Annotated in this window: 26 protein-coding genes and 1 riboswitch; of the genes, 19 read left to right on the forward strand and 7 right to left on the reverse strand. The window is 42.3% G+C overall.

The annotated features are described in order from the left end of the window. The first annotated feature begins 7 nt into the window (after positions 1-7). Positions 8-451 carry an ACT domain-containing protein gene (locus tag AMR95_RS17485; RefSeq protein WP_008342790.1) on the forward strand — a complete coding sequence of 148 codons (444 nt, stop codon included), beginning with the start codon at positions 8-10 and terminating at the stop codon, positions 449-451. A gap of 18 nt (positions 452-469) precedes the next feature. After that, on the forward strand, positions 470-1,348 hold the full coding sequence (gene pheA, locus AMR95_RS17490) for a prephenate dehydratase (RefSeq protein WP_024423155.1): 879 nt from the start codon (positions 470-472) through the stop codon (positions 1,346-1,348). Between the two features lie 24 nt (positions 1,349-1,372). Here pheA and AMR95_RS19320 read toward each other — a convergent pair whose 3' ends face one another. Together AMR95_RS19320 and AMR95_RS17500 are read right to left on the reverse strand one after the other, a co-directional pair. Beyond that, entirely contained in the window at positions 1,373-1,915 is a 543-nt protein-coding gene (locus AMR95_RS19320) for a transcription repressor NadR (protein WP_039180361.1), read from the reverse strand. A gap of 3 nt (positions 1,916-1,918) precedes the next feature. Then, positions 1,919-3,061, reverse strand: a complete 1,143-nt coding sequence (locus AMR95_RS17500) for an IscS subfamily cysteine desulfurase (RefSeq protein WP_197412173.1) — start codon at positions 3,059-3,061, stop codon at positions 1,919-1,921. A 94-nt stretch (positions 3,062-3,155) separates the two neighbouring features. Here AMR95_RS17500 and nadB point away from each other — a divergent pair, with 94 nt between their 5' ends. From nadB to AMR95_RS17525, 5 genes are all read left to right on the forward strand, one after another. After that, a complete protein-coding gene (nadB, locus tag AMR95_RS17505; protein WP_058838989.1) occupies positions 3,156-4,730 on the forward strand; it encodes an L-aspartate oxidase in 1,575 nt (524 codons plus the stop codon). After that, positions 4,712-5,575 (forward strand): carboxylating nicotinate-nucleotide diphosphorylase, encoded by an 864-nt coding sequence (nadC, locus tag AMR95_RS17510; RefSeq protein ID WP_058838990.1) that lies wholly within the window; start codon positions 4,712-4,714, stop codon positions 5,573-5,575. Before nadB ends, nadC begins: the two co-directional genes overlap by 19 nt. Next, positions 5,562-6,671, forward strand: a complete 1,110-nt coding sequence (gene nadA / locus AMR95_RS17515) for a quinolinate synthase NadA (protein ID WP_058838991.1) — start codon at positions 5,562-5,564, stop codon at positions 6,669-6,671. The genes nadC and nadA overlap by 14 nt, the downstream gene beginning before the upstream one ends. Before the next feature lie 131 nt (positions 6,672-6,802). After that, complete coding sequence (gene safA / locus AMR95_RS17520) at positions 6,803-8,053, forward strand: SafA/ExsA family spore coat assembly protein (protein WP_058838992.1); 1,251 nt, start codon at positions 6,803-6,805, stop codon at positions 8,051-8,053. A 133-nt stretch (positions 8,054-8,186) separates the two neighbouring features. After that, on the forward strand, positions 8,187-8,804 hold the full coding sequence (locus tag AMR95_RS17525; RefSeq protein ID WP_039180343.1) for a YhcN/YlaJ family sporulation lipoprotein: 618 nt from the start codon (positions 8,187-8,189) through the stop codon (positions 8,802-8,804). A gap of 46 nt (positions 8,805-8,850) precedes the next feature. Here AMR95_RS17525 and AMR95_RS17530 read toward each other — a convergent pair whose 3' ends face one another. Continuing rightward, positions 8,851-9,483, reverse strand: coding sequence for a LysE family transporter (locus AMR95_RS17530; protein ID WP_024423148.1), 633 nt, complete (start codon positions 9,481-9,483; stop codon positions 8,851-8,853). 235 nt (positions 9,484-9,718) lie between these two features. Then, positions 9,719-9,827, forward strand: a riboswitch (TPP riboswitch). A 126-nt stretch (positions 9,828-9,953) separates the two neighbouring features. Here AMR95_RS17530 and thiC point away from each other — a divergent pair. Next, complete coding sequence (gene thiC, locus AMR95_RS17535; RefSeq protein ID WP_058838993.1) at positions 9,954-11,714, forward strand: phosphomethylpyrimidine synthase ThiC; 1,761 nt, start codon at positions 9,954-9,956, stop codon at positions 11,712-11,714. Positions 11,715-11,749: 35 nt separating this feature from the next. Here thiC and AMR95_RS19325 read toward each other — a convergent pair whose 3' ends face one another. Further along, a complete protein-coding gene (locus AMR95_RS19325; RefSeq protein WP_167364625.1) occupies positions 11,750-11,896 on the reverse strand; it encodes a hypothetical protein in 147 nt (48 codons plus the stop codon). 191 nt (positions 11,897-12,087) lie between these two features. Between AMR95_RS19325 and AMR95_RS17540 the strand changes: the two genes are divergently transcribed. After that, entirely contained in the window at positions 12,088-12,270 is a 183-nt protein-coding gene (locus tag AMR95_RS17540; protein WP_008342761.1) for a hypothetical protein, read from the forward strand. A gap of 34 nt (positions 12,271-12,304) precedes the next feature. Here AMR95_RS17540 and AMR95_RS17545 read toward each other — a convergent pair whose 3' ends face one another. Continuing rightward, positions 12,305-12,949, reverse strand: a complete 645-nt coding sequence (locus AMR95_RS17545; RefSeq protein ID WP_034279877.1) for a serine/threonine protein kinase — start codon at positions 12,947-12,949, stop codon at positions 12,305-12,307. Between the two features lie 239 nt (positions 12,950-13,188). Here AMR95_RS17545 and AMR95_RS17550 point away from each other — a divergent pair, with 239 nt between their 5' ends. The 7 genes from AMR95_RS17550 (at position 13,189) to yajC (ending at position 18,206) form a co-directional block, all read left to right on the forward strand. Next, entirely contained in the window at positions 13,189-13,689 is a 501-nt protein-coding gene (locus AMR95_RS17550; RefSeq protein WP_197412177.1) for an intercompartmental signaling factor BofC, read from the forward strand. Between the two features lie 148 nt (positions 13,690-13,837). Then, positions 13,838-14,443 carry a Holliday junction branch migration protein RuvA gene (ruvA, locus tag AMR95_RS17555; RefSeq protein ID WP_058838995.1) on the forward strand — a complete coding sequence of 202 codons (606 nt, stop codon included), beginning with the start codon at positions 13,838-13,840 and terminating at the stop codon, positions 14,441-14,443. Between the two features lie 11 nt (positions 14,444-14,454). Further along, positions 14,455-15,459, forward strand: coding sequence for a Holliday junction branch migration DNA helicase RuvB (ruvB, locus tag AMR95_RS17560; RefSeq protein WP_024423143.1), 1,005 nt, complete (start codon positions 14,455-14,457; stop codon positions 15,457-15,459). Further along, positions 15,452-15,652 carry a DUF2905 domain-containing protein gene (locus AMR95_RS17565; protein ID WP_012010741.1) on the forward strand — a complete coding sequence of 67 codons (201 nt, stop codon included), beginning with the start codon at positions 15,452-15,454 and terminating at the stop codon, positions 15,650-15,652. The genes ruvB and AMR95_RS17565 overlap by 8 nt, the downstream gene beginning before the upstream one ends. A 34-nt stretch (positions 15,653-15,686) precedes the next feature. Continuing rightward, positions 15,687-16,715, forward strand: a complete 1,029-nt coding sequence (gene queA, locus AMR95_RS17570; protein WP_058838996.1) for a tRNA preQ1(34) S-adenosylmethionine ribosyltransferase-isomerase QueA — start codon at positions 15,687-15,689, stop codon at positions 16,713-16,715. Positions 16,716-16,746: 31 nt separating this feature from the next. Beyond that, a complete protein-coding gene (gene tgt / locus AMR95_RS17575) occupies positions 16,747-17,892 on the forward strand; it encodes a tRNA guanosine(34) transglycosylase Tgt (RefSeq protein ID WP_034321314.1) in 1,146 nt (381 codons plus the stop codon). Between the two features lie 47 nt (positions 17,893-17,939). Next, positions 17,940-18,206 carry a preprotein translocase subunit YajC gene (yajC, locus tag AMR95_RS17580; protein ID WP_008360993.1) on the forward strand — a complete coding sequence of 89 codons (267 nt, stop codon included), beginning with the start codon at positions 17,940-17,942 and terminating at the stop codon, positions 18,204-18,206. Positions 18,207-18,255: 49 nt separating this feature from the next. Here the strand turns inward: yajC and AMR95_RS17585 are convergent, their stop codons facing one another. Continuing rightward, complete coding sequence (locus tag AMR95_RS17585) at positions 18,256-18,633, reverse strand: TIGR04086 family membrane protein (protein WP_039180321.1); 378 nt, start codon at positions 18,631-18,633, stop codon at positions 18,256-18,258. Between the two features lie 151 nt (positions 18,634-18,784). On the opposite strand from AMR95_RS17585, the gene AMR95_RS17590 reads away from it, so the two are divergent. Beyond that, positions 18,785-19,447, forward strand: coding sequence for a DUF421 domain-containing protein (locus AMR95_RS17590; protein ID WP_039180318.1), 663 nt, complete (start codon positions 18,785-18,787; stop codon positions 19,445-19,447). A 15-nt stretch (positions 19,448-19,462) separates the two neighbouring features. Here the strand turns inward: AMR95_RS17590 and spoVB are convergent, their stop codons facing one another. After that, positions 19,463-21,013 carry a stage V sporulation protein B gene (spoVB, locus tag AMR95_RS17595; protein WP_058838997.1) on the reverse strand — a complete coding sequence of 517 codons (1,551 nt, stop codon included), beginning with the start codon at positions 21,011-21,013 and terminating at the stop codon, positions 19,463-19,465. A 116-nt stretch (positions 21,014-21,129) separates the two neighbouring features. On the opposite strand from spoVB, the gene AMR95_RS17600 reads away from it, so the two are divergent. Together AMR95_RS17600 and secDF are read left to right on the forward strand one after the other, a co-directional pair. Next, complete coding sequence (locus AMR95_RS17600; protein WP_003216788.1) at positions 21,130-21,426, forward strand: post-transcriptional regulator; 297 nt, start codon at positions 21,130-21,132, stop codon at positions 21,424-21,426. A gap of 41 nt (positions 21,427-21,467) precedes the next feature. After that, the gene (gene secDF / locus AMR95_RS17605; protein ID WP_039180313.1) at positions 21,468-23,696 is read left to right on the forward strand and encodes a protein translocase subunit SecDF; all 2,229 of its coding nucleotides are present in this window, start codon (positions 21,468-21,470) and stop codon (positions 23,694-23,696) included. The last annotated feature ends 47 nt before the right edge of the window (positions 23,697-23,743 follow it).

The raw sequence follows: 23,743 nt of genomic DNA on the forward strand, positions 1-23,743 counted from the left end.
AAAACAGGTGAAAGAAGAAACGTTCTATTTAGTAAGAGAGGATGTACTTCCAGATGCGATGCGAAAAACGCTTGAAGTCAAAAAGCTTCTCGATCGCAAAAAAGCGGATTCAGTTGCCGATGCTGTTCAAAAAGCGGATTTAAGCCGCAGTGCTTTTTATAAATACCGAGATGCTGTTTTTCCATTTTATACAATGGTAAAAGAGCAGATCATCACATTGTTTTTCCACCTTGAAGACCGGTCTGGGGCTCTGTCAAGGCTGCTTCAAATTGTGGCTGACTCTGGCTGTAATGTGTTATCCATTCACCAAACGATTCCGCTGCAAGGAAGAGCGAATGTCACCCTATCGATTAGTACGGCAGGTATGGCAGATGATATTAATACCGTCATGAATCAATTAAGAAAGCTTGAATTTGTCGAAAAAGTTGAAATTCTAGGTTCTGGGGCGTAAAAGGAGAGATCATAGCAGATGAAGCAATTAACTGTAGGTTATTTTGGACCAGAGGCAACATTTACTCATTTGGCCGTATGCTCTTGTTTTCCAAAAGATGCAGTGCAGCGTGCCTATGCAACGATTCCGCAATGTATGGATGCTGTGTCAAAGGGCGAAGTCGATTTGGCGGTCGTTCCACTTGAAAATGCACTCGAAGGATCTGTGAACTTAACGATTGATTATTTAATTCATGAAGAAGCGTTGTCCATTGTGGGGGAGATGACAGCACCGATACGGCAGCATTTGCTTGTCCACCCATCAAGAGCGGAGAGCTGGGAGACGTTAGATGTCATTCAATCACATCCTCACGCGATTGCCCAGTGTCATCAATTTCTGAAAAAACAGTACCCTCATATTCCTCACCGGCCAGTGGAATCAACAGGCTATGCAGCAAAATACATCAGTGAGCATCCAGATGAAGCTGTCGGGGCTATTGCCAATGAAATTGCCGCAAAAACGTATGGTTTGACGATTGCGAAAAAAGACATTCATGATTATCCGCACAACCATACACGCTTTGTGATTTTACATAAAGATCCTAACGCATCGTTCCCAATGAATTCTGGTTTCTCATCAAAGCCAAAAACGACCATTGTGGTCAGTCTGCCTAAGGATGACCAATCAGGTGCATTGCACCGCGTGCTGTCTGCTTTTTCTTGGCGGAATCTTAACTTGTCAAAAATTGAATCTCGTCCGACAAAAACAGGCCTTGGACATTATTTATTTATTATTGATATCGAAAAAGAAATGGATGATGTCCTAGTCCCAGGTGCGATTCAAGAATTAGAAGCGATTGGCTGTGAGGTCAAGCTGCTTGGCAGCTATCAAACATATGAATTAACGAATGAAAAATAGTGTCCCAACCAGGACACTATTTTTTTAGTCTTTTATTAAAAACCCAGCATCATCCAGCGCTTGAATGGCTTGGTCAAGCTGCTTTTGGCTGTAAGAAGAGAGAGTATGCAAATGCACGCCGTCTGTTAGTTCTGACAAGTAGGACGCGCCGGTGTTAGAAATATGATGGACAAAATCAGCGACTTGTTTCCGTGTGCTGACGCGAATGGAGGCCGTTAGTTCACCATAAACAGGATGCTCAATGATCACATCTTTCACCGTCACTCCAAAGTCTACAATCAAGGTCAGTTCCTCTTCTGTGCGAGCAGGATCATGCTTACAGGCGATGATTTGTTCAATTTCTCTTTCTGGCGCATGCTGCGCTGCCATATACACATAGCCTTGGCTTGTGGCAATAATGGGTTCATTTTTTGCTTTTAATAATGAAATATCTTGTACAATGACTTGTCGAGAGACAGCCGCTTTTTTAGCTAAAAAGCTTCCAGTAAGCGGTGTGTCTGTTTCTTTCAGCCACTCTAAAATGGCGGTTCTTCTTTCTTCGCCAATGAGTTTCCTCTCTTGCTCCACGTCCTAAGCTCCCTTCTTCTCCTTTTGCAAATGCTCAAATGTATGCAAAAGCTGATCGATGTCATCTTTTGATGACTGCCATCCAAATGATAGTCGAATAAATTGAAGGGCATCACGATCTGATACACGCAATGCCTTCACAGCAGGGGAAGGATGGTGATAACCAGAAGCACATGCGCTTCCAGTTGATAGACAAATCCCATGCCGGTTACATGCTAACATTACATATTGTCCTTCAAACCCTTCAAAAAAACAACCAATAATATGAGGCAGCGTGCGGCGATTGTCATTGTCCTGAAGAGTACGAACTGGCAACTGTCTGATTTTTAACTGTTGAAGAAAATAATCACGCAGCTGTTCATCTAATTTTTGCTGTTCATCCAGCCTAAGCATTGCTTGTTCACTTGCAGCAGCAAAAGCACCGATACACGGTACATTCACTGTCCCTGGACGTAAGCCATTTTCCTGAACTGCTCCTGTATATAAAGGTTTCCAAGGAACATGAGTGCCCATATAAACGGCACCAGCGCCTTTAGGAGCATACACTTTATGACTTGAGATGGACACGGCATCGACTCCAAGGTCTTTGATGGACACACGTACCTTTCCAAATGTTTGCACAGCATCTGTATGAAAAAGAATGTTCCTTTCTTTTAAAAGAGGTGCTAATTCAGCAAGCGGCTGGATAATCCCTGTTTCTGAATTAGCATGCTGAATAGATACGAGTCCTGTTTCAGGCAATAATGCTTTTTTGAGAATGTCCTTTGTTATGATTCCATCCTGATTCGGTTCAATGATGGTGACTTTTACGCCAAGACGCTCTAAGCTGCTAACTGCATGATGAACAGAAGGGTGCTCGACTGATGTTGTGATGACATGCTGTTTATGTGGTGGTAGTCCATTGATGATCGATTGAATCGCAAGGAGATTGGATTCAGTTCCACCGCTTGTAAAGTAGATCCCATCTGGTTCACCCTCGATCATGGCAGCGAGTGATTGTCTGCTGTAAGTCAATATGTCATTTGCTTTTCCCCCAGCATCATGAAGGCTGCTTGCATTTCCGTAGAAATTTTTACTCAGCTGCTCAAAAACATGCAGTGCTTCTTCTGAAACAGGTGTAGAAGCTGCGTAATCTAAATAAACCAACCTATCCATCTCCCGTGTGAAAATTTTTTCTTGTATTTATTTTAGTGTTGTGTAATGATATGTGTCAAGACAGGTGTAAATGACAGGAGGGGCAATGGTGTCATCAATCAAAAAAGTTATTGTGGTGGGATCAGGCATTGCAGCGCTTTCCTTTGCAACAAACATCTCGAAAAACTGCCAGGTCATCATGATGACAAAAAAACAATTTTCATCTAGTAATTCCATGCTGGCACAAGGTGGAATTGCTGCTGCCTTTTCAGCACATGATTCAGCTGAGCAGCATGTGCAAGATACACTAGATGCTGGCTGTGACCACAATGATGAAAGAACTGTACAAGAAATCGTGAGACTTGGAAAACATCTTGTGGAGCAGCTCGTAGCAGATGGCTGTCCATTTGATCAAGATGAAGCGGGAGAGCCGCAATTAGGCAAAGAGGGGGCACACACCACTCATCGCATCTTGCATGCAGGAGGAGATCAAACAGGGAAAACCCTTGTACAGTATCTGAAAAGTCAGCTCGGCTCACATATTCATTTATACGAGTATCATCATGTCATTGATCTATTGGTTCATGAAGGGACATGCAAGGGTGTTGTATGGAAAGACGAGACAGGACACGTACAAACGATGACCGCAGATGCCGTTGTTTTATCAACTGGCGGCTGCGGCTCCCTATATGAGACAAACACAAATGATCCTTCTGTCACAGGAGACGGACTGATGATGGCCTATCGAGCAGGTGCGCAATTAGTGGATCTAGAATTTGTTCAATTCCATCCAACTCTTTTGACAATCGATGGAAAAGCAGTTGGTCTCATTTCAGAGGCAGTACGGGGGGAGGGAGCTTATTTAGAAGATGAAACAGGCAGGCGGATCATGAATGGTATTCACCCACAAGCTGATTTAGCACCTAGAGATGTGGTCGCTAGAGCTATTTTTCATGAGCAGCAATTAGGCCATCAATTGTATCTTAACATCCATGCTATTCCGCATTTTTCAGCTCGTTTCCCCGCAATAGATGCGATGTGCCAGCGTGCAGGTGTCGATATGGCGAGCGGCAGGCTGCCAATTTCCCCGGGTATGCACTTTTTAATGGGCGGTATCAGTGTCAATGAATATGGAGAAACGACTGTTCCAGCGCTATTTGCCATTGGAGAAGCGGCCTGTACTGGCTTACACGGTGCGAATCGATTGGCGAGTAATTCTCTTCTGGAAGGTCTCGTGTTAGGCAGCAAAGCGGCACAAAGAATTGAACAGCTGCCTAAACAGAAAGAAACAAGTCCACCTTTTTCTATTCAAGAAATATGGATGGTTCCAATGATTTCAAAGGATCAGCTGAGACAATGGATGACTACATTTGCAGCCATTGTGAGAGATGAAAAGGGCTTGCAGACTTTGCTTCAGACGTTACAGCATGTCACTTTTCAGCAAATTAATGTGAAGGATATCACAAATGAACAGATCGAATTAAGCAATCAATGGGCATTAGCGGTTTGCCTTGCTAAATCTGCATTACTCCGTACAGAAAGCAGAGGCGGCCATTATCGAATGGATTATCCAGAGCGAAGTGATGCGTTGTGGCAGGGCAGGCAGATTGTTCATGAAAAAGGTCAAATTCATATCATGAAAAATGAAAGGATCGGTGCCAAATGGAACGTTTACTGTTAAAACAAATGCTCACTCATTTTTTTACAGAGGATATTGGCTTTGGAGATGTATCAGCTGATGCCATCTTTGGAGACAAGAAAGGAACAGCTCTTATCATTGCGAAACAATCTGGTGTATTGGCAGGATCACAACTGATTGATATAGGGTACCGCCTGTTGAATGAACAGATTCAAACTGAGCTGTTTTTTCAAGAAGGTGATTGGATTCATTCAGGCGCTGTACTGGCGAAAATAAAGGGCCCAGTCAACGACTTATTAAAGGGAGAGAGGGTCATTTTAAATCTATTGCAGCGAATGACAGGTATCGCCACCTTAACACATCAGGCGGTGGAGCGATTAGGTGACCCGTCTATTACGATTTGTGATACGAGAAAAACGACACCCGGCTTGCGTATGTTAGAGAAATACGCAGTGAAGACAGGCGGTGGAAAGAATCATCGCTTTGGCTTATCAGATGGGGTGATGATTAAAGATAATCATATTGCCGCATGCGGTTCTATTCGTGAAGCTGTAGAAAAAGCAAGAGCATATGCCGGTCATATGGTGAAAATTGAAGTGGAAATTGAATCAGAAACGCAGCTAATGGAAGCCATTGATGCAAAAGCGGATGTCATCATGTTTGATAACTGCTCTCCGGACGAGGTTAAACGTTTTAAACAAATGACGCCAGAGTCTATTCTGACAGAGGCTTCAGGGGGCATTACGCTAGAGACATTGCCAAGCTACAGGGGGACAGGAGTCGACTTGATTTCACTTGGTTTTCTCACACATTCTGCTCCAGCATTTGATTTTAGTATGAATATGGAATTTAGTCATAAAGGGGGAACAACTTATGTCCATGCTTAATGTATTAGCCAATCAACATGCAGCCATGATGCCAGATGAATATAAACACCGCTCTGATGATGAAATGAAGCAGCGAGTGTTAGAAATCAAGCGGGCTTTTGGATCAAAGCTTTTTATACCGGGCCATCATTATCAAAAGGATGAGGTCATCGAATTTGCAGATGCAACAGGAGATTCATTGCAGCTGGCACAAATAGCGGCCGACAATCACGAGGCTGAATACATTGTGTTCTGCGGTGTTCACTTTATGGCAGAAACGGCAGATATGCTGTCAAACAAGAATCAAAGCGTCGTATTGCCAGATATGAGGGCAGGCTGTTCCATGGCAGATATGGCAAACATGCAACAAACAGACAGAGCATGGGAGCAGCTCACTGATCTGTTTGGAGATACAATACTTCCGCTTACGTATGTCAATTCAACAGCAGATATTAAAGCATTTGTCGGCAAGCATGGCGGGGCGACTGTTACTTCATCAAATGCTAAAAAAGTTCTTGAGTGGGCGCTGACAAAAAAAGAGCGGATTCTATTTCTGCCTGATCAGCACCTAGGGCGTAATACGGCTTTTGATTTAGGTATTCCGCTAGAAGAAATGGCTGTCTGGGATCAGATAGAAGAAAAGCTCATCACCGATCAGCCGCTTTCCCGAATCAAGATGATTTTATGGAAAGGCCATTGCTCCGTACATGAGAAGTTTACCGTTCGGAATATAGAAGAAATGAGAAAAAAAGACCGTGACATTCAAATTCTTGTCCATCCTGAATGCACGCATGAGGTCGTAAGGGCTTCTGACCTAGCAGGTTCAACGAAATTTATTATTGATACGATCAAACAGGCGCCAGCAGGCAGCAAGTGGGCGATTGGAACAGAGATGAATTTAGTCAAACGGATCATAGCGCAGCACCCAGATAAACAAATTGAATCCCTTAACCCAGATATGTGTCCATGCTTGACGATGAACCGGATTGATCTGCCTCATTTGCTATGGTCACTTGAAAGCATTGAAAAGGGTCAGCCGGTCGGGTTGATACAGGTCAATGAAGACATCACGAAAGACGCTTTGCTTGCACTCGAGAAAATGCTCGCCATTAAATAATGATTCAGCCCCTCCTATCAGAAAACAAGTTTTTATCATATCGGCTTGTAAATAGGCATAAATTTATGTTGAAACATATTGTACTTCTGACATAACCGTTACGTTCACGTTTTGCATAGGAGGGGAAAACGTTGAAAATTCATATTGTGCAAAAAGGAGACTCCCTTTGGAAAATTTCAAAGAAATACGGAGTCGACTTTCAAGAATTGAAAAAACTAAATTCTCAGCTCAGTAATCCTGATTTGATCATGCCGGGTATGAAGATTAAAATTCCATCTAGTGGTGTTCCTGTAAAAACAGATCATCACAAAGCAAAAGAAATGCCAAAAACGAAAGAACATCCGTATGTGAAAGAAAAGCCAAAAGATGTCGTGCAAGTGCAAGATACAAAACCGAAGGAAAAGCCAAATGAACCGGTACCTTATGTACCGCCAGTGCCAAAGATCGAGCAGCCAGTTTTTCCACAAGTCGATGTGAACTATTATCAGACCAATCTCTACCAGCCATTCACGCCTCCTCCCAAAAAAGATCATTATGAGAAAAAAGATCACGTTCACGAGAAAAAAGATCACAAGGATCATTTTCATCATGAGAATAAAGACCATAAAGATAACAAGGGTCATTCCCATCATGAAAATAAGGACCATAAAGATAACAAAGACCATTTTCACCATGAAAATAAAGGTCATCTAAAAGATGAAGTGGCAAAGGGATATGACCCGTTTATTCATATTCCGCATCAAAAAGAGGAGGGAAAAGACATGGAGCATGGCAATTACCCAAACCTTCCTAACTTCCCGCAAATGCCAAATGTGGGAGGGGCAGCGGTAGGAGAAGTGGCTGAAAATAACGAGCATCATCACCAGCACCATCATCATGAACCATATGATCCTTATTTTGGTTATGGTCATGGTCATTACATGCCGGGGATGTATCCATATCCGCAGCAAATGGTGCCGGCATCGCCAATTTTACCGGGATCAGGACTATGTTATCCTATCCATCCATATTATCACCATCATATGATGCCATATCCATACCCGGCTCATCCATATTATCCTGCGTATCAAGCGCCTGCTTACTACGGGGAAAATCATGAGCACCATGCAAACGACGGACATCACTGGCATCACCATATGCATTCAAACGCCAATGCAAATGCCAACGTAAATCAAGGCTTTTATCCAAACGTCTCAAATGCAGCATACGGCAAGGAAGACTGCGGATGTGATGATGGCATGAAGCATCATCAGCCTTGGCCAGGACATTATCCGAATCCTGTTCCTTATGGCCAAATGGGTGCTTATCCTGCTCAGTCTTATATGCAGCCATATCCAGGCCAATCCGTATTTGCAAGGCCGGAGGAGGAAGAAGAGGATTAATGACAGAAGGAACGATCTCAATCGTTCCTTTTTTTGTTTATAACTGACAGCTTGATTTTCTTCCTAACTGTACATGCTAAAACAGAGCCTGTTTCGCGCTCATGAGATTGAATTTGTACAGGGGGTTTTTCGTTTGAGACAAAAATGGCAAAAAACAATCGCATTAGTGCTTCTTCCTATTGGGTTAACAGCATGTGGTACAAATGACAATGCAGGTGTAGATACAAGGCATAATCAATCAGGTCAGCCGGTCGGATATCATTCGAATAACCGTGCAGATGACAATAACCAAGATCATCAAGGACCAGTTTCTGAACTCATGGAAGGGATGAACGGTGGGAATACAACGAATGTTGATTACCGTACACGTCCTCAAGCTGATGATCGAATGCCTCTTGCAGGTGGAGATGGACGCTACAGTCATGGAGATATGAACTATCATAACCAAATGTCGTTCTCAGGCTACGATAAACAAGAGAACATCCAGCGTTCAAGAAAAATTGCCAACCGCGTCAATAAAATGAATCATGTGGCAGACTCTCAAGTCATGGTGACGGATGAGAATGTGTATATTGCCATTAAATCAGATGGCCGCCTGACGTCAGAAGGTGTATCACAAATAGAAGAAGCAGCGACTCGTTATGCGGATGGAAGAGCAGTCCAAGTCATGAAAGATGAAGGTGCATTCACACGCTTTAGAGATATGAGAAGAACGCAATTTGAAACAGGACAAACAGGCATGACCCGATAGTTTGACACAAAAAGGCTAAAGTTCATCACGAACTTTAGCCTTTTTCTTAAAAATAAACCTTGATGCCTATATAAAATTCGTAAAAGAAATAACAGCCAAACCCTAATAATAAAATACCAGCAATAATGGATGTCCACTTGATCATCGTCCGATTCATCACTTTTCTTGTTAAGGATACAAGTGTGAGGAGACCGATGTCATGAAGGAGAATCCCTGCCAAAATACCGCCGGCAGCCAGCATAAATTCAGATGAATCTGTTTTTGTATAAGCATCCGCAAGTACAGCACCAAAAACAGAAACCCAGAACACAAGATTTCCAGGAGATACCGCCACGAGCAAGCCGTTTCGATATGTTTTCGCGAATGATTTATTGACCTTTTCTCCTGCTAAATGAATATCTTGATCCGCATTTTTAATGGAATCGTATGCGAGAATCATTAAAAATACAGCTCCGATCAGCCAGAGCGGGATTTGAACAAACGGCAAAGATAAAAACTGAGCAAATCCAGCATATAAAGCCAAGATAAGTAATAAGTCTATGGTCATACCGCCTGCTCCGACAGTTAAACCATGAAAAAATCCGTTTTTCAGTCCCTGTTTTGTCATTTCAACCGTGATTGCTCCAACAGGCAGAGCAATTGAGAATCCTACGACGATAAATGTGAGAAATGTTTGCAATCGACTAGAACTTCCTTTAAATGAATTGTATAAAAATTCTCCGTTTAGATTAATTATACATAATAGGAGAAAAGGATCAATGATTATTTCAGATTTAATTGAAATGAGAGAGATAGATGATGTATAGAAGACTGTATATCAACATGATCTATAACGCTTGTAGGGGAAAGGAACTATTTTCCTGAATCTTCTTTTCTTCATGATGTCTCTATGCTACACTGATGTGGAAATCAATAAAAGTGACTAGGGGTGCCCGTAAATGGGCTGAGAGAGAAGTATAAGCTTCTTAACCCTTTGGACCTGATCTGGCTCGTACCAGCGTGGGGAAGTTGAAGATGATGCATGTATCATATCAATGATATGCATGTTTATTTCTGACGACGAAACCAGGTTCTTTAAATAGAGCCTGGTTTTTTGCTGGTGCTGATTCCATCCTGTCCGGTGACAAGAAGAAAAGGAGAGAACAGCAAATGAAAGAAAAGAAAAGTGTCCCATCCAACCAATCATTGTTATCTAGCTTTGACGGCAGCCATAAGGTGTATGAGAAAGGATCAAGACCCGATATCTTAGTGCCAAAAAGAGAGATTACGCTCTCACATACTGTGACAGAGGCGGGCGACATAAAAAATGAACCAGTCCGTGTATACGATACGAGTGGACCGTACACGGATGAGAACGTTCATATTGACGTCACAAAGGGGTTAAAGCGTCTTAGGGCAGCATGGATTGAAGAAAGAGGAGATACAGAAAGCTATGAAGGGCGTCATGTAAGACCGGAGGATAATGGATACCGTTCAAGGGAGAAGGAGTCCATCCATTCTGTCCAAACTAATTTTCATCATAAGCCGCTCCGCGCGAAACAAGGAGCGCGCGTGACGCAAATGCATTATGCCAAAAAAGGCATCATTACACCTGAAATGGAGTTTATCGCAATAAGAGAAGAGCTAAGCCCTGAGTTCGTTAGAGAGGAAGTGGCGAGCGGAAGAGCCGTCATTCCTTCGAATATTAACCATCCAGAAAGTGAATCAATGATTATCGGAAGGAATTTTCATGTCAAAATCAATGCGAATATTGGCAATTCAGCTGTCACGTCATCCATTGATGAAGAGGTTGAAAAAATGACATGGGCGATCAGATGGGGGGCTGATACAATGATGGATCTGTCTACTGGAAAGGATATTCATACAACGAGAGAATGGATCATTCGGAATTGCCCAGTCCCAGTAGGAACCGTTCCTATTTATCAGGCCCTTGAAAAAGTGAATGGAGTCGCAGAAGATTTGACGTGGGATGTGTACAGGGACACATTAATTGAACAAGCGGAGCAAGGTGTAGACTATTTCACGATTCATGCTGGCGTGCTGTTAAGATATATTCCGCTCACTGTCGATCGGGTGACTGGAATTGTTTCAAGAGGCGGTGCAATTATGGCAAGATGGTGTCTTGCTCATCATCAAGAGAATTTCCTCTACACTCACTTCGAAGACATTTGTGAAATTATGAAAAAATATGATATCGCCTTTTCACTTGGAGATGGACTTAGACCAGGCTCGATTGCTGATGCCAATGATGAGGCGCAGTTTGCAGAGCTGGAAACGTTAGGTGAGTTAACAGAGATTGCTTGGAAACATGATGTGCAGGTAATGATTGAAGGGCCCGGACATGTCCCAATGGATAAAATCAAAGAAAATGTGGACAAGCAAATGGACATTTGCAAAGAAGCACCATTTTATACGTTAGGGCCTCTTACAACAGATATCGCACCTGGGTATGATCACATTACATCCGCGATCGGTGCGGCCATGATCGGCTGGTACGGAACAGCAATGCTGTGCTATGTAACACCAAAAGAGCATTTAGGTCTGCCGAACAAAGAAGATGTGAGAGAAGGCGTGATCGCCTATAAAATTGCAGCACATGCCGCTGATCTAGCAAAAGGACATCCTGCGGCTCAAAAGCGTGATGATGCTTTATCGAAAGCGAGGTTTGAATTTAGATGGCGGGACCAATTCAACCTGTCACTTGATCCAGAAAGAGCCTTGGCGTTCCATGATGAAACATTGCCTGCCGAAGGCGCTAAAACCGCTCACTTTTGCTCGATGTGCGGACCGAAGTTTTGCAGTATGAAAATTTCTCATGATATCCGCAATCAATCTGAAGAAGTAAAAAGAGAGATGGAAAAGAAGGCGAAGGAGTTTGTCAGTCAAGGAAGTCAAATTTATCAGCCATAAAAAAAGAACCTCGCACGATGCTGTGCGCGGTTTTATCAAACCGCTGAAAAGGCTTTTCTTAAAAGGTGAAAAAATGCCTTTGCTGCATATGCCATCATGTCCACACTCGGAATGAGAGCATCTGTTAAATGAAAAAAGACTGTTTTTCTTTCTGGAGATGTTCGTTTCTTTTTCTGCTTCATCAAGGGCAGCCTCCTTTTTCACTAATATACTTCTTTGCAGATATGAGAGATAGATATGTTGTGTGAATTTAAACAAAATTTAAACTTCTTGGGTTTGAATGGAAAGAAGGAGGGGAAACGAGTTGAATAGAGAATGAATGAAAAGAGCTGATCTATTTGACCAGCGAACAAGAAGAGTGGAAGGTGATCTTATGATGAAAGTATTTAAGGTAACATTTCATATGAACAATGGGGAAGTGCTTGATTTCGAGCTCAAACGTCCAGCTACCTATGATGTGTATAAAAAAATTGAAGAAGCCAATCATTGGTTTAAGCTGAATAATGAAATCATTAACCTATTAAACGTCAATAGTATCCATGTAGAAACAGAATAACAGCAAAAAGCCGCTCAAAAGAGAGCGGCTTTCATTATGCAGAAAAATCATTCCGATTATTAAGCTGCCCGCGGGACAGCCAGTTCTTTTTATACAAATAAGCAATCACTTCTAGCCACAGACGCGGTGCTTTTTTAGGGAAAAAAGGTTTTTGGTAATAAGCATAAGCAGCTTTTAAATCATCCCATTGATGACATGCTTTCGTTTGCGTGAATCTGGCAACGTCAATGACTCTGATCCGTCCTTCTTTAGTTAAGATCAGATTGCGCAGATGGATATCAGAAGGATTCAATCCTTTCTCGCGCGCTTCCTCCAGCGCATCATCGACTTGTTCAATCATTTGTTTTTTAATAGGAATTCCTTTTGTAAGGCATTCATAGAATGTGTAGCCTTTAATATATTCCATTAAAATATATTGATCCCCAGACTCATAAATCTCAGGGTAGTAAGACGAACCAGAAAGTTTTTCGTAAATGGCAGCCTCTTTGCGGGCGATATGCTGATAAGAAGGGAAAAAGACTTTTAGTGCCATTTTCTTGCCGTCTTTTTTGTATAAGAAGACATAGGCACTTCTTCCTTTGCCGCACAGTTCAAGCTCTGCTGGTTTATAGGCAAGCTTATGAAAACGTTTCTCTTCATGATACTGAATCGATTCGGCTAATCTTTTGACATCTGACATTGACTTCACCTTCTTTGGTTTCAGTTTATGCGGCTGAAAAACGAATGATGAAAAAACCGTGTCATTCGATAAAGCAATGGATTGTATAAAACATAACATTTACGAATGAAGGATACAACGAAAGACTCTTACCATACATTTGAATGATCGATTTGGTTAATGTTTAGAAAAATGGGTCAAACTACATATGTCATGCATCGATCTCATGTTCTAAAGAGGTGTAAATAGTGAAAGTGAAGATGAAATGTTTCGTTACAGGACTTATCATGACAAGTGTGCTTTTTTTCGCTGCGGATATGGAAGGAAAAGAACACTTGCAAAAGCAGTCAAACTCTATCACCGTCCAGCTTGAAAAAGTCTATCTAGACGGCGATGTGAGTATTGAAAGACACCGGGCATCATTAGAAGACAAAGACACATTCTGGGCGCAGTATAAAGGCTGGACGCTGGTAGAACAAAAAGAGGATTTTACCCTTTTTAGAAAGCAAATTGATGATATCTCTCCATTAAGTAAAGCAAATGGATATATCGGATTATCAGAAGACGGTGTGATTTCTACGTTTCATGGAAGGCCTGACGGCTGGGCGGAGCCTATTCATCTCTTTTTTCAAATTGATACGTCCCGTTTAGAAAGTCATGTGGAAAAACAGCTTGAGCAAGGCATTCCTTTTCGAACAAAGGATGAATTTGAGCATGTGCTTGAAGTCATGAAGCCTTACCGAAATGAACGATCGTTTTAAAGCATGTAACAGCTTGCTGGTGTGAAGACCGCAAGCTGTTTTTCGTGGTTTCATGATAAAAATGTACTGAGCGAACGTATGTTAACTTTTATTGCGGTTTTCTCCTCGATTTATGTTACAATGAAGAACAGTCAAAGAGGTGAAAACGGTGATAGAGTTTGTAAAAGGGACCATTGATTATGTGTGCCCGCAATATGTTGTCATTGAAAACGGCGGAGTGGGATATCAAGTCTATACCCCAAACCCGTTTATCTATCGAGTAAACAAACAAGAAACGATTTATACGTATCATTACATAAAGGAAGACGCATTTTCGTTATACGGTTTTCAAACACGAGAAGAAAAAGCGCTGTTCACAAAACTGTTAAATGTCACAGGAATTGGGCCAAAGGGCGCGCTCGCCATTCTTGCTTCCGGTGATCCAGGCGCTGTCATTTCAGCGATAGAACGTGAAGATGAAGCGTTCCTGATTAAATTCCCTGGTGTGGGCAAAAAAACAGCACGTCAAATCATTCTGGATCTAAAAGGAAAACTTGCAGATGTGGTGCCAGAAATGATTGGCAACTTATTTAATCACGAGGACCACATTCAGGTTGAAACGCAGCAAACTGCATTAGATGAAGCGCTTGAAGCCTTGAGTGTCCTTGGATACGGTGATCGTGAAATTAAAAAGGTTCTTCCATTATTAAAAGAAGAAAAGAATCTTACAACCAATCAATATGTGAAAAAAGCTTTACAAAAAATGTTGAAATAGGGTGATGTCTCATGGATGAACGGCTCGTCTCAACTGAAGCAGACAACCATGAATCAGCCATTGAGCAAAGTCTGCGGCCACAGACACTTAGCCAATATATCGGTCAGCAAAAAGTAAAGGATAATCTCAGCGTATTTATTGAAGCTGCCCGCATGAGGCAGGAAACGCTTGATCACGTCCTTTTATATGGACCTCCTGGACTTGGGAAAACAACACTTGCGTCGATCATTGCCAATGAAATGAATGTTCAGCTGCGTACAACGTCAGGACCAGCGATTGAGCGTCCTGGTGATTTGGCGGCCATCTTAACATCTCTTGAGCCAGGTGATGTATTGTTTATTGATGAAATTCACCGATTGCAGCGCTCAATTGAGGAAGTGCTGTACCCAGCAATGGAGGATTTTTGTTTAGATATTGTCATTGGAAAAGGAGATACAGCACGCTCTGTACGGCTTGATTTACCGCCATTTACGCTTGTAGGTGCAACGACCCGTGTCGGGCTGTTAACAGCGCCGCTTCGTGATAGGTTTGGGGTACATGCAAGATTGGAATACTATGAGCAAAGAGATTTGGCTCACATTGTGGCAAGAACAGCCGAGCTGTTTGAGATTGGGATCGATATTCGCTCTGCCGAAGAGATAGCGAGACGTTCCCGTGGAACACCGAGGGTTGCCAATCGTTTGCTCAGAAGAGTAAGAGATTTTGCGCAAGTGCTTGGGAATCATGCTATTACGCAGGACATTGCGGAAGATGCCCTTGAGCGTCTTCAAGTCGACAGGCTTGGCCTTGATCATATAGACCATAAACTCCTTTTAAGTATGATTGAAAAATTTAGAGGCGGTCCTGTTGGGCTTGATACGATCTCAGCGACAATTGGAGAAGAATCACATACGATTGAAGATGTGTACGAACCGTACTTGCTGCAAATTGGTTTCCTGCAAAGAACACCAAGAGGGCGGGTCGTCACAAGAGAAGCGTATGAACATTTTCAAATGGAGGTTCCGATTCGTGACTGAATTCCCTAAAATATTAATGATTTTAGGTGGTGTCCTTTTTGCCGCAGGATTAGTGTTTCAATTGGTTGGTAAGCTTCCAGGTGATATTTTTGTAAAAAAAGGAAATGTAACGTTCTTTTTTCCTGTCATTACATGCATTGTCATTAGCATCGTACTAACCATATTACTGAATATCTTTGGACGGATGAAATAACGTTAACTAGTTAACTACAGAATAGGTGAAGGAAATGAAGCTAGAACTATTTGATTTTGATTTACCAGAAAGATTGATTGCACAAGTGCCGCTTGAAAAAAGAGATGCATCAAGACTGATGGTCTTAAACAAACAGACGGGTGCGATTACACATGATACATTCTCACAAATCATCGATTATTTTCAAAAAGGTGATTGTCTCGTTCTAAACAATACTCGCGTTCTGCCTGCACGTCTGTTTGGTATGAAAGAGGATACAGGTGCCAAAGTTGAGCTGCTTCTATTGAAACAAGAAGAAGGAGATAAATGGGAAACACTTGTAAAACCAGCGAAACGGGTGAAAAAAGGGACGGTTATCACTTTTGGTGATGGACGGCTCAAAGCGGTATGTACAGAGGAAATGGAACATGGCGGAAGAAAAGTCGAGTTTCAATATACAGGCATTTTTTATGAAGTGCTTGAATCCCTTGGTGAAATGCCGCTGCCTCCATATATTAAAGAGCAGCTTGACGACCGTGAACGCTATCAAACCGTTTATTCAAAAGAGGTTGGTTCCGCTGCTGCCCCAACGGCCGGTCTCCATTTTACAACCGAGCTGCTGGATGCGCTGAAAGCGAAAGGTGTTCACATTGCTTTTATTACGCTGCACGTGGGGCTTGGCACGTTTCGTCCGGTAAGTGCAGAACGTATTGAAGAACACGAAATGCATGCAGAGTTTTATGAAATGAATGAAGAAACAGCTGATGAGCTCAATCGCGTTCGCAAAGAAGGCGGACGGATTATTTCAGTCGGCACAACGTCAACAAGAACGCTTGAAACCATTGCAAGCGCACACGATGGTGAGTTCAAAGCCTCAAGCGGCTGGACGTCGATCTTTATTTACCCTGGCTACACATTCAAGGCAATTGATGGCATGATCACAAATTTCCATCTGCCAAAATCCTCGTTAATTATGCTTGTCAGCGCATTAGCTGGACGAGAGCACGTACTAAAAGCGTACAATGAGGCTGTGAAAGAGGAATACCGATTCTTCAGCTTTGGCGATGCCATGCTGATTCAATAACATCATACAACAAAGACAGGAGGGCTCATTTTTGTCGCAATTACCGATACGTTATGAGTTCATTAAATCATGCAAACAAACAGGTGCACGTCTTGGCCGCGTTCATACACCGCACGGCTCTTTTGAAACACCTGTATTTATGCCAGTAGGTACACTGGCTACAGTCAAAACAATGGCGCCTGAAGAATTAAAGGCAATGGATGCAGGCATCATCTTAAGCAATACGTACCACTTATGGCTCCGTCCAGGCCACGATATCGTAAAAGAAGCAGGCGGTCTGCACAAATTTATGAACTGGGATCGAGCCATTCTAACTGATTCAGGCGGATTCCAAGTTTTCTCATTGAGTGAATTTAGAAAAATTGAAGAAGAAGGCGTTCACTTCCGTAATCATTTAAACGGAGACAAGCTGTTCCTATCTCCTGAAAAAGCCATGGAGATCCAAAATGCGCTTGGTTCTGATATTATGATGGCATTTGATGAATGCCCGCCATATCCTGCAGAGTACGATTACATGAAACGTTCTGTGGAGCGGACAAGCAGATGGGCAGAGCGCTGTCTAACAGCGCACCAGCGTCCAGAGGATCAAGGGCTGTTTGGAATTGTCCAAGGCGGAGAATACGAAGAGCTTCGAAAACAAAGTGCAAAAGACCTTGTTTCACTTGATTTCCCAGGCTACGCCATCGGAGGCTTATCTGTAGGGGAACCAAAAGATGTGATGAATCGTGTACTTGAGTTCACTACACCATTTTTACCGGCAGACAAACCAAGGTACTTAATGGGTGTCGGCTCGCCAGATTCCTTAATTGACGGCGCCATTCGCGGTGTAGATATGTTTGACTGCGTACTGCCTACGCGAATTGCAAGAAACGGTACCTTAATGACTAGTGAAGGCCGTCTTGTTGTGAAAAATGCAAAATATGAGCGTGACTTTAGACCAATCGATGAGAACTGTGACTGCTATACATGTAAAAACTATACACGCGCCTATATTAGACATCTCATCCGAACAAATGAAACGTTCGGAATTCGATTAACAACTTATCATAATCTTCATTTTCTGTTAAAATTAATGGAGCAAGTGAGAGAAGCTATCCGTGAGGATCGTTTAGGTGATTTTAAAGAAGAGTTTTTTGAGCGTTATGGCTTTAACAAACCGAATGCGAAAAACTTTTAACGCATAAACGAAAGGCTTTACAATGCTTTAGAAAGGGGTGAAATAGAATGGATGGTGGTATGGGTTCAATCATTATGATTGTTGTCATGTTTGCTGTGCTTTACTTCTTGTTAATCCGTCCACAGCAAAAGCAACAGAAAGCTGTGCGTCAGATGCAGCAATCTTTATCAAAAGGCGATAAAATCGTCACAATCGGTGGTTTACACGGTGAAATCGACTCAATTGATGAATCAAAAGTGGTCATCAAAACAAGCGAAAACAACCGTTTAACTTTCGATCGCCGTGCTATTAGAGAATTAGCTGACAAAGGCTAATCCTCCGATACATAGCAATAAAAAAAGAGCGATATGAACCGCTCTTTTTTTATTTGCCTCGAAGATTGACGCCAATCATTCCCCCCAGCATACAAATGCCTAAAAATGCCCCATGATAGATGAACTGCTCTGGTGAAAACGTTTTTCCAAACCCCAAATATTGAAATAAAAATACAGTGAGAGAAAAAATGATAGATGTGATCGCACCAATTAGCCAGCCGCGCTCCTTTGCTTTCCCGCCAGAAATGATGCCTCCTAATAACAGGGCAACAAAGGACAAAATCATAATCATCCATTTAAATGATGATTCCTGCATACTTGTGAATGTAAGCATGAGCGACACAAGTAAACTTGTGACAACCATCACGACAAAAATGGCAATTAATCCGGATAAAATGCCTTTTCCAATATGTTTTGTTTCTTGCATGTGATTTGTCTCCTCTCCAATTGACCGAAGCTTGTCTTTTACTAAAATGTATTCACAGTGGAGAAAAAATAGACATGTTTCAGACGTTTCTTTTCTACATAAATAAAGTGTTTTGACACAAGCTATGATGGAGAAGGAGGGTTTACATCACATGCAGGACATCTTGATCATTTCCATGAGAACCATCATTTTATATTTTCTAATTTGGTTTATCTTTCGCTTAATGGGCAAAAGGGAAATTGGGGAATTGAGTATTTTAGATCTAGTCATTTTTATGATGATTGCAGAAATTGCGGTTCTTGCCATAGAAGAAGTAGAGGATCACATGTTACATACGGTATGGCCAATCCTGCTGTTAACCTTCATTCAAATCACACTTGCCTATCTCTCATTGAAATTCCAAGGCGTCCGGCGCTTTCTTGACGGCAAACCGGTCTTGCTCATCATCAATGGCAAAATAGACGAGGGTGCGATGAGAAAACAGCGATACAATTTTGATGACCTGCTCATTCAATTAAGAGAAAATAACATCGACAGTATTCAGGATGTCTCTTACGCTATTTTAGAGCCGTCTGGAAAGCTCGCCGTCGTCGAAAAAGAAAACAAGCTCAAACATGCAGCGCTTGAGCTTCCACTTGTTGCGGACGGTGTAGTGCAACATGATCACCTTAAGCAAATCAATCAAAATGAACAGTGGCTGAAAGATGAGCTTGCTAAAAGAGGTTATCATGATATCGAGCAAATCTCTTACTGCAGCTTTAATCAAAAAACATTTTATATTGATTTGAAAGATGAAGTGATCAAAAAGAGATGAGCTAAAACAGATGAGCTAAAACAGCTTCCCAATGAACGGGATGCGTCGCAGCTCTTCTCGTTTCACTAGTCCTAGGCAGATTAATAGAATGACATACAGCATGCACGTAACAATGATGAGTGTTACAAGTTCAATAGGAGCAGAAAAGAGTCCGTTTACTTGAGATTTCAGCCAAAGGCTGACAGCCCCCGTACCGATAATCACAAGGACGCATAGTCCATATTCCTTTAATGGTAAATGAATAGGCAGCACCTTTCCAACAGTTGCCGCATGGAGCAGTGTGACAAGGATGATGCCGATTAAGATCGCAAGTGCTGCGCCCATAATGCCAAAGCCAGGCTGTGAAGCAAGAACAAAAATCATCCCTGTTTTCACAATTGCACCTATCAGGCTGTTGGTCATCGCCGCACCAGCTAAATTGAGTGCTTGAAGCACGGCTTGAAGGGGCCCCTGAAAATAATATAGAAGGAAAAACGGCGCCATGAATTTCACATAAATGGCTGCATGCGACGAACCATACATAAAGAGCGTTAAATCTTCTGCATAAACGAAAAGAATAATACATGAAATGCCTCCGCTGAGTAAACAAAGGCGCATCGCCTGCTTCAGCCGGTATTCGACCGTTTTACGTTTATTCTGCTCCATGCCTTCACTGATCGCCGGAACTAATGCAGTGGAGAGTGAATACGTAATAAAACTAGGCAGTGTCAAAAGGGTCAGAGCAAGTCCGGTCAACTCCCCGTACTGCCTTGTCGCCTCAACAGCCGCATATCCAGCAATGGCAAGACTTTGCGCGACAACAATCGGCTCTAAAAACCACGAAATATTCCCGATAAAACGGCTGCCTGTTGTTGGCAGGGCAATGCTCATCAGCTGCTTAAATGTGTCCTTCCCGTCATGAATCGCCTTAAAAAATCGTTTTCGAATACGAATGGTCTTTTTATAGCGAAAGGCGATCAGTAAGTAAGCAAGTGAAATCATCTCTCCAATCACAGATGACACCATCGCACCTGCTGCCGCAAATTCAATCCCGTAAGGAAGGAAAGCCGTTGTACATACCGCGACTAATGAAATTCTTGCGACCTGTTCCAGAACTTGAGACATCGCTAGCGGACTCATTTGCTGTCTGCCTTGGAAATAGCCTCTTAACACACTGGAAATGGCGATGACTGGTACGACGGGTGTAATGGCAAGCAGTGGATAGACCGTTCTAGGGTCTGTCAGCATATTTTCTGCCATGATGGGCGCAAACCATAAGAAGAGCGGCGTGAAAATCAGGCTGAGTGTTCCTGTTATCGCAAGAGACATGACCAGAATACGTTTTGTTTTCTGTTTGTCACCCCGGGCTTCTGCTTCTGCGACAAGCTTACTAATGGCGACAGGCAGTCCGAATTGCGTGAGCGTCACGGCGAGAAAAAAGGTAGGTGCAGCCATCATATAAAGCCCTACCCCTTCTTCGCCAATGAACCTCGCAATAACAATTCGATTGACAAAACCCAATATTCTCGTGATAAAACCTGCTAAAATTAAAATAATGGTCCCCTTTAAAAACGTTTGCTTCGTCAAATCACAGATCACCTGCCTTCTCAAACGACATAGAATCATATACAATAAGATATGCGTGTATATCGTCCAAGCATGACAAGTCTCTCGATAAAAAACTGAAAAGGGGGAGCTACGCAATGACACAACATCCAGCTGCTATTTACAAAGACCATTTAAAGCCTTTTCTGTTCAGTAAGCTTGAAGAATTCATCGTTTTGGGCTATAAAGATGTAGATTTAGAGGAATTATGGTCATACTTAGAGAATAAGAAGTGGAAGAAAAAACAAGAGTATCCGATTCATGAAATGGTTGCAGATATCTTATCTGTGAAAATAGGCGAATTTATGAACTATGCAACCGTTCAGTCGTTTAAAACGTCTGCTTTTTTGGACAGTGAAGATGGCAAGAATATGCTTGATGAACTGTTAAAATAAGCCATCTTAATGGATTCAGGTGTTTAAGGAGGAAATACATAATGAAAAAAGGGCGCATTCTTGCGTTTTTCTTAGTGGTTCTGTTAATCGGAACTGGCGTGGGCTTACTAACAAAGCCTGTTGCGAAAGATATGACGCTAGGGCTGGATTTACAGGGTGGATTTGAAGTCCTGTATGATGTACATCCAGTGAAAAAAGAGGACAAGATCACAAATAGTGTTCTCGTTAGTACAGTGGAGGCTCTTAACCGAAGAGCAAACGTGCTTGGTGTAAGTGAGCCGAACATTTCGATTGAAGGCAACAACCGTATCCGCGTGCAGCTTGCGGGTGTAAAAGATCAAAACAGAGCAAGGGAGATTCTTTCCACTGAAGCACAGCTATCCTTCAGAGATACGAATGATAAAGAACTCCTAAACGGGGCTGACCTAGTCGAAAACAGTGCAAAACAAACATTCAGTCAAACGAATGAGCCAATTGTGACGGTTAAACTAAAGGATGCGAAAAAATTTGGTGACGTCACAAGAAAAGTAGCAGCGATGGCACCAAATAATCAGCTTGTCATTTGGCTTGATTACCACAAAGGAGATTCCTTCAAAAAAGAAGTCTCAAAATCAAACCACAAGTATGTATCTGCACCAAATGTGAATCAAGAGATTAACAGCAGTGACGTACAAATAGAAGGAAAGTTTACTGTCCAAGAGGCAAAAGACCTTGCGAGTATTTTAAATGCCGGGGCATTGCCAGTGAAATTAACAGAAAAATATTCCACATCTGTGAGTGCACAGTTTGGTGAACAAGCACTGAACGAAACAGTGTTCGCAGGAATAGTAGGAATCGCATTTATCTTCTTATTCATGCTGTTTTATTACCGATTACCTGGTCTTATAGCTGTCATCACACTTTCAGCTTATATCTACATTACGCTGCAAGTGTTTGACTGGATGGGCGCGGTTATGACACTGCCTGGAATTGCCGCACTCATTTTAGGGGTAGGGATGGCTGTCGATGCCAACATTATTACTTATGAGCGGATCAAGGAAGAGCTGAAGCTCGGCAAATCAGTCCGTTCTGCTTTCAGATCAGGGAACCGCAGATCATTTGCGACGATCTTTGATGCTAACTTAACAAGTATTATTGCCGGCGGAGTGCTGTTCTTCTTCGGGACAAGCTCTGTAAAAGGATTTGCAACAATGCTCATCCTCTCGATTTTAACAAGCTTTATCACAGCTGTTTTCCTATCAAGATTCCTTCTCGGTCTTCTTGTTGAAAGCCGCTATCTTGACCGGAGAAAAGGCTGGTTTGGTGTTCGTCAAAAAGACATTATGAACATCCATGAGACAACAGAAACCACCGAGCCAAAAACACCATTTGATAAGTGGGATTTCGTCAGCAAACGTAAAGGATTTATGATTTTCTCAGCTACTATCACCATTGCGGGAATCATCGTTCTTTCCATCTTCAAGCTGAATGCGGGAATTGACTTTACAAGTGGAACTAGAATTGATATTCAAAGTGATCACAAGCTGTCAACTGAACAAGTCGAGCAAGACTTTAAAAAGCTTGACCTTGAGACAGACAGTGTCGTGTTATCGGGTCAAAAAGAGAATCAGGCAGCAGCGAGATTTGTCGGTGTGCCGAACAAAGAAAAGATTGCTGAAGTGAAAGATTACTTCAAAGATAAATACGGAACGGAGCCAAACGTAAGTACAGTGTCTCCGACTGTAGGAAAAGAACTTGCACGTAATGCGCTATATGCCGTCATCATTGCCTCCATCGGGATCATTTTATATGTATCTGTCCGATTTGAGTATAAGATGGCGATTGCGGCAATTATTTCACTGCTATATGATGCGTTCTTTATCGTGGCCTTCTTTAGTATTACGCGCCTAGAGGTGGATGTCACCTTCATTGCCGCGATCCTCACGGTCATCGGGTACTCGATCAACGATACGATCGTTACCTTCGACAGGGTTCGTGAGCAAATGAAGAAACGCAAACCGAAAACCATTGAAGATCTATCGTACATTGTGAACTTAAGCTTACAGCAAACCTTTACGCGATCTGTCAATACGGTGCTGACTGTACTTGTCGTTGTTGTCGCACTGCTTATCTTCGGATCGGCGTCGATTACAAACTTCTCCATCGCCTTACTTGTCGGCTTATTAACAGGGGTGTATTCATCCCTTTATATCGCGGCACAAATTTGGCTGATGTGGAAAGGCCGTGAGCTGAAAAAACCAGCTAAGATAGATACAGATCAAGATATTTAATCTAGAAAGACTGCCTTCTCGGCAGTCTTTTTCTATTGAAAAAATAT

Source organism: Bacillus sp. G1(2015b), from assembly GCF_001482475.1.
GTDB classification, from domain to species: domain Bacteria; phylum Bacillota; class Bacilli; order Bacillales; family Bacillaceae; genus Bacillus; species Bacillus safensis.

Coding starts and splice junctions, on each gene's coding strand:
- pheA (WP_024423155.1), top strand. CDS start 470: ATGAAGCAATTAACTGTAGGTTATTTTGGACCAGAGGCAACATTTACT.
- nadB (WP_058838989.1), top strand. CDS start 3,156: ATGGTGTCATCAATCAAAAAAGTTATTGTGGTGGGATCAGGCATTGCA.
- nadC (WP_058838990.1), top strand. CDS start 4,712: ATGGAACGTTTACTGTTAAAACAAATGCTCACTCATTTTTTTACAGAG.
- nadA (WP_058838991.1), top strand. CDS start 5,562: ATGTCCATGCTTAATGTATTAGCCAATCAACATGCAGCCATGATGCCA.
- thiC (WP_058838993.1), top strand. CDS start 9,954: ATGAAAGAAAAGAAAAGTGTCCCATCCAACCAATCATTGTTATCTAGC.
- AMR95_RS19325 (WP_167364625.1), bottom strand. CDS start 11,896: ATGAAGCAGAAAAAGAAACGAACATCTCCAGAAAGAAAAACAGTCTTT.
- AMR95_RS17540 (WP_008342761.1), top strand. CDS start 12,088: ATGATGAAAGTATTTAAGGTAACATTTCATATGAACAATGGGGAAGTG.
- AMR95_RS17545 (WP_034279877.1), bottom strand. CDS start 12,949: ATGTCAGATGTCAAAAGATTAGCCGAATCGATTCAGTATCATGAAGAG.
- AMR95_RS17550 (WP_197412177.1), top strand. CDS start 13,189: ATGAAATGTTTCGTTACAGGACTTATCATGACAAGTGTGCTTTTTTTC.
- ruvB (WP_024423143.1), top strand. CDS start 14,455: ATGGATGAACGGCTCGTCTCAACTGAAGCAGACAACCATGAATCAGCC.
- queA (WP_058838996.1), top strand. CDS start 15,687: ATGAAGCTAGAACTATTTGATTTTGATTTACCAGAAAGATTGATTGCA.
- yajC (WP_008360993.1), top strand. CDS start 17,940: ATGGATGGTGGTATGGGTTCAATCATTATGATTGTTGTCATGTTTGCT.
- AMR95_RS17585 (WP_039180321.1), bottom strand. CDS start 18,633: ATGCAAGAAACAAAACATATTGGAAAAGGCATTTTATCCGGATTAATT.
- AMR95_RS17590 (WP_039180318.1), top strand. CDS start 18,785: ATGCAGGACATCTTGATCATTTCCATGAGAACCATCATTTTATATTTT.
- AMR95_RS17600 (WP_003216788.1), top strand. CDS start 21,130: ATGACACAACATCCAGCTGCTATTTACAAAGACCATTTAAAGCCTTTT.
- secDF (WP_039180313.1), top strand. CDS start 21,468: ATGAAAAAAGGGCGCATTCTTGCGTTTTTCTTAGTGGTTCTGTTAATC.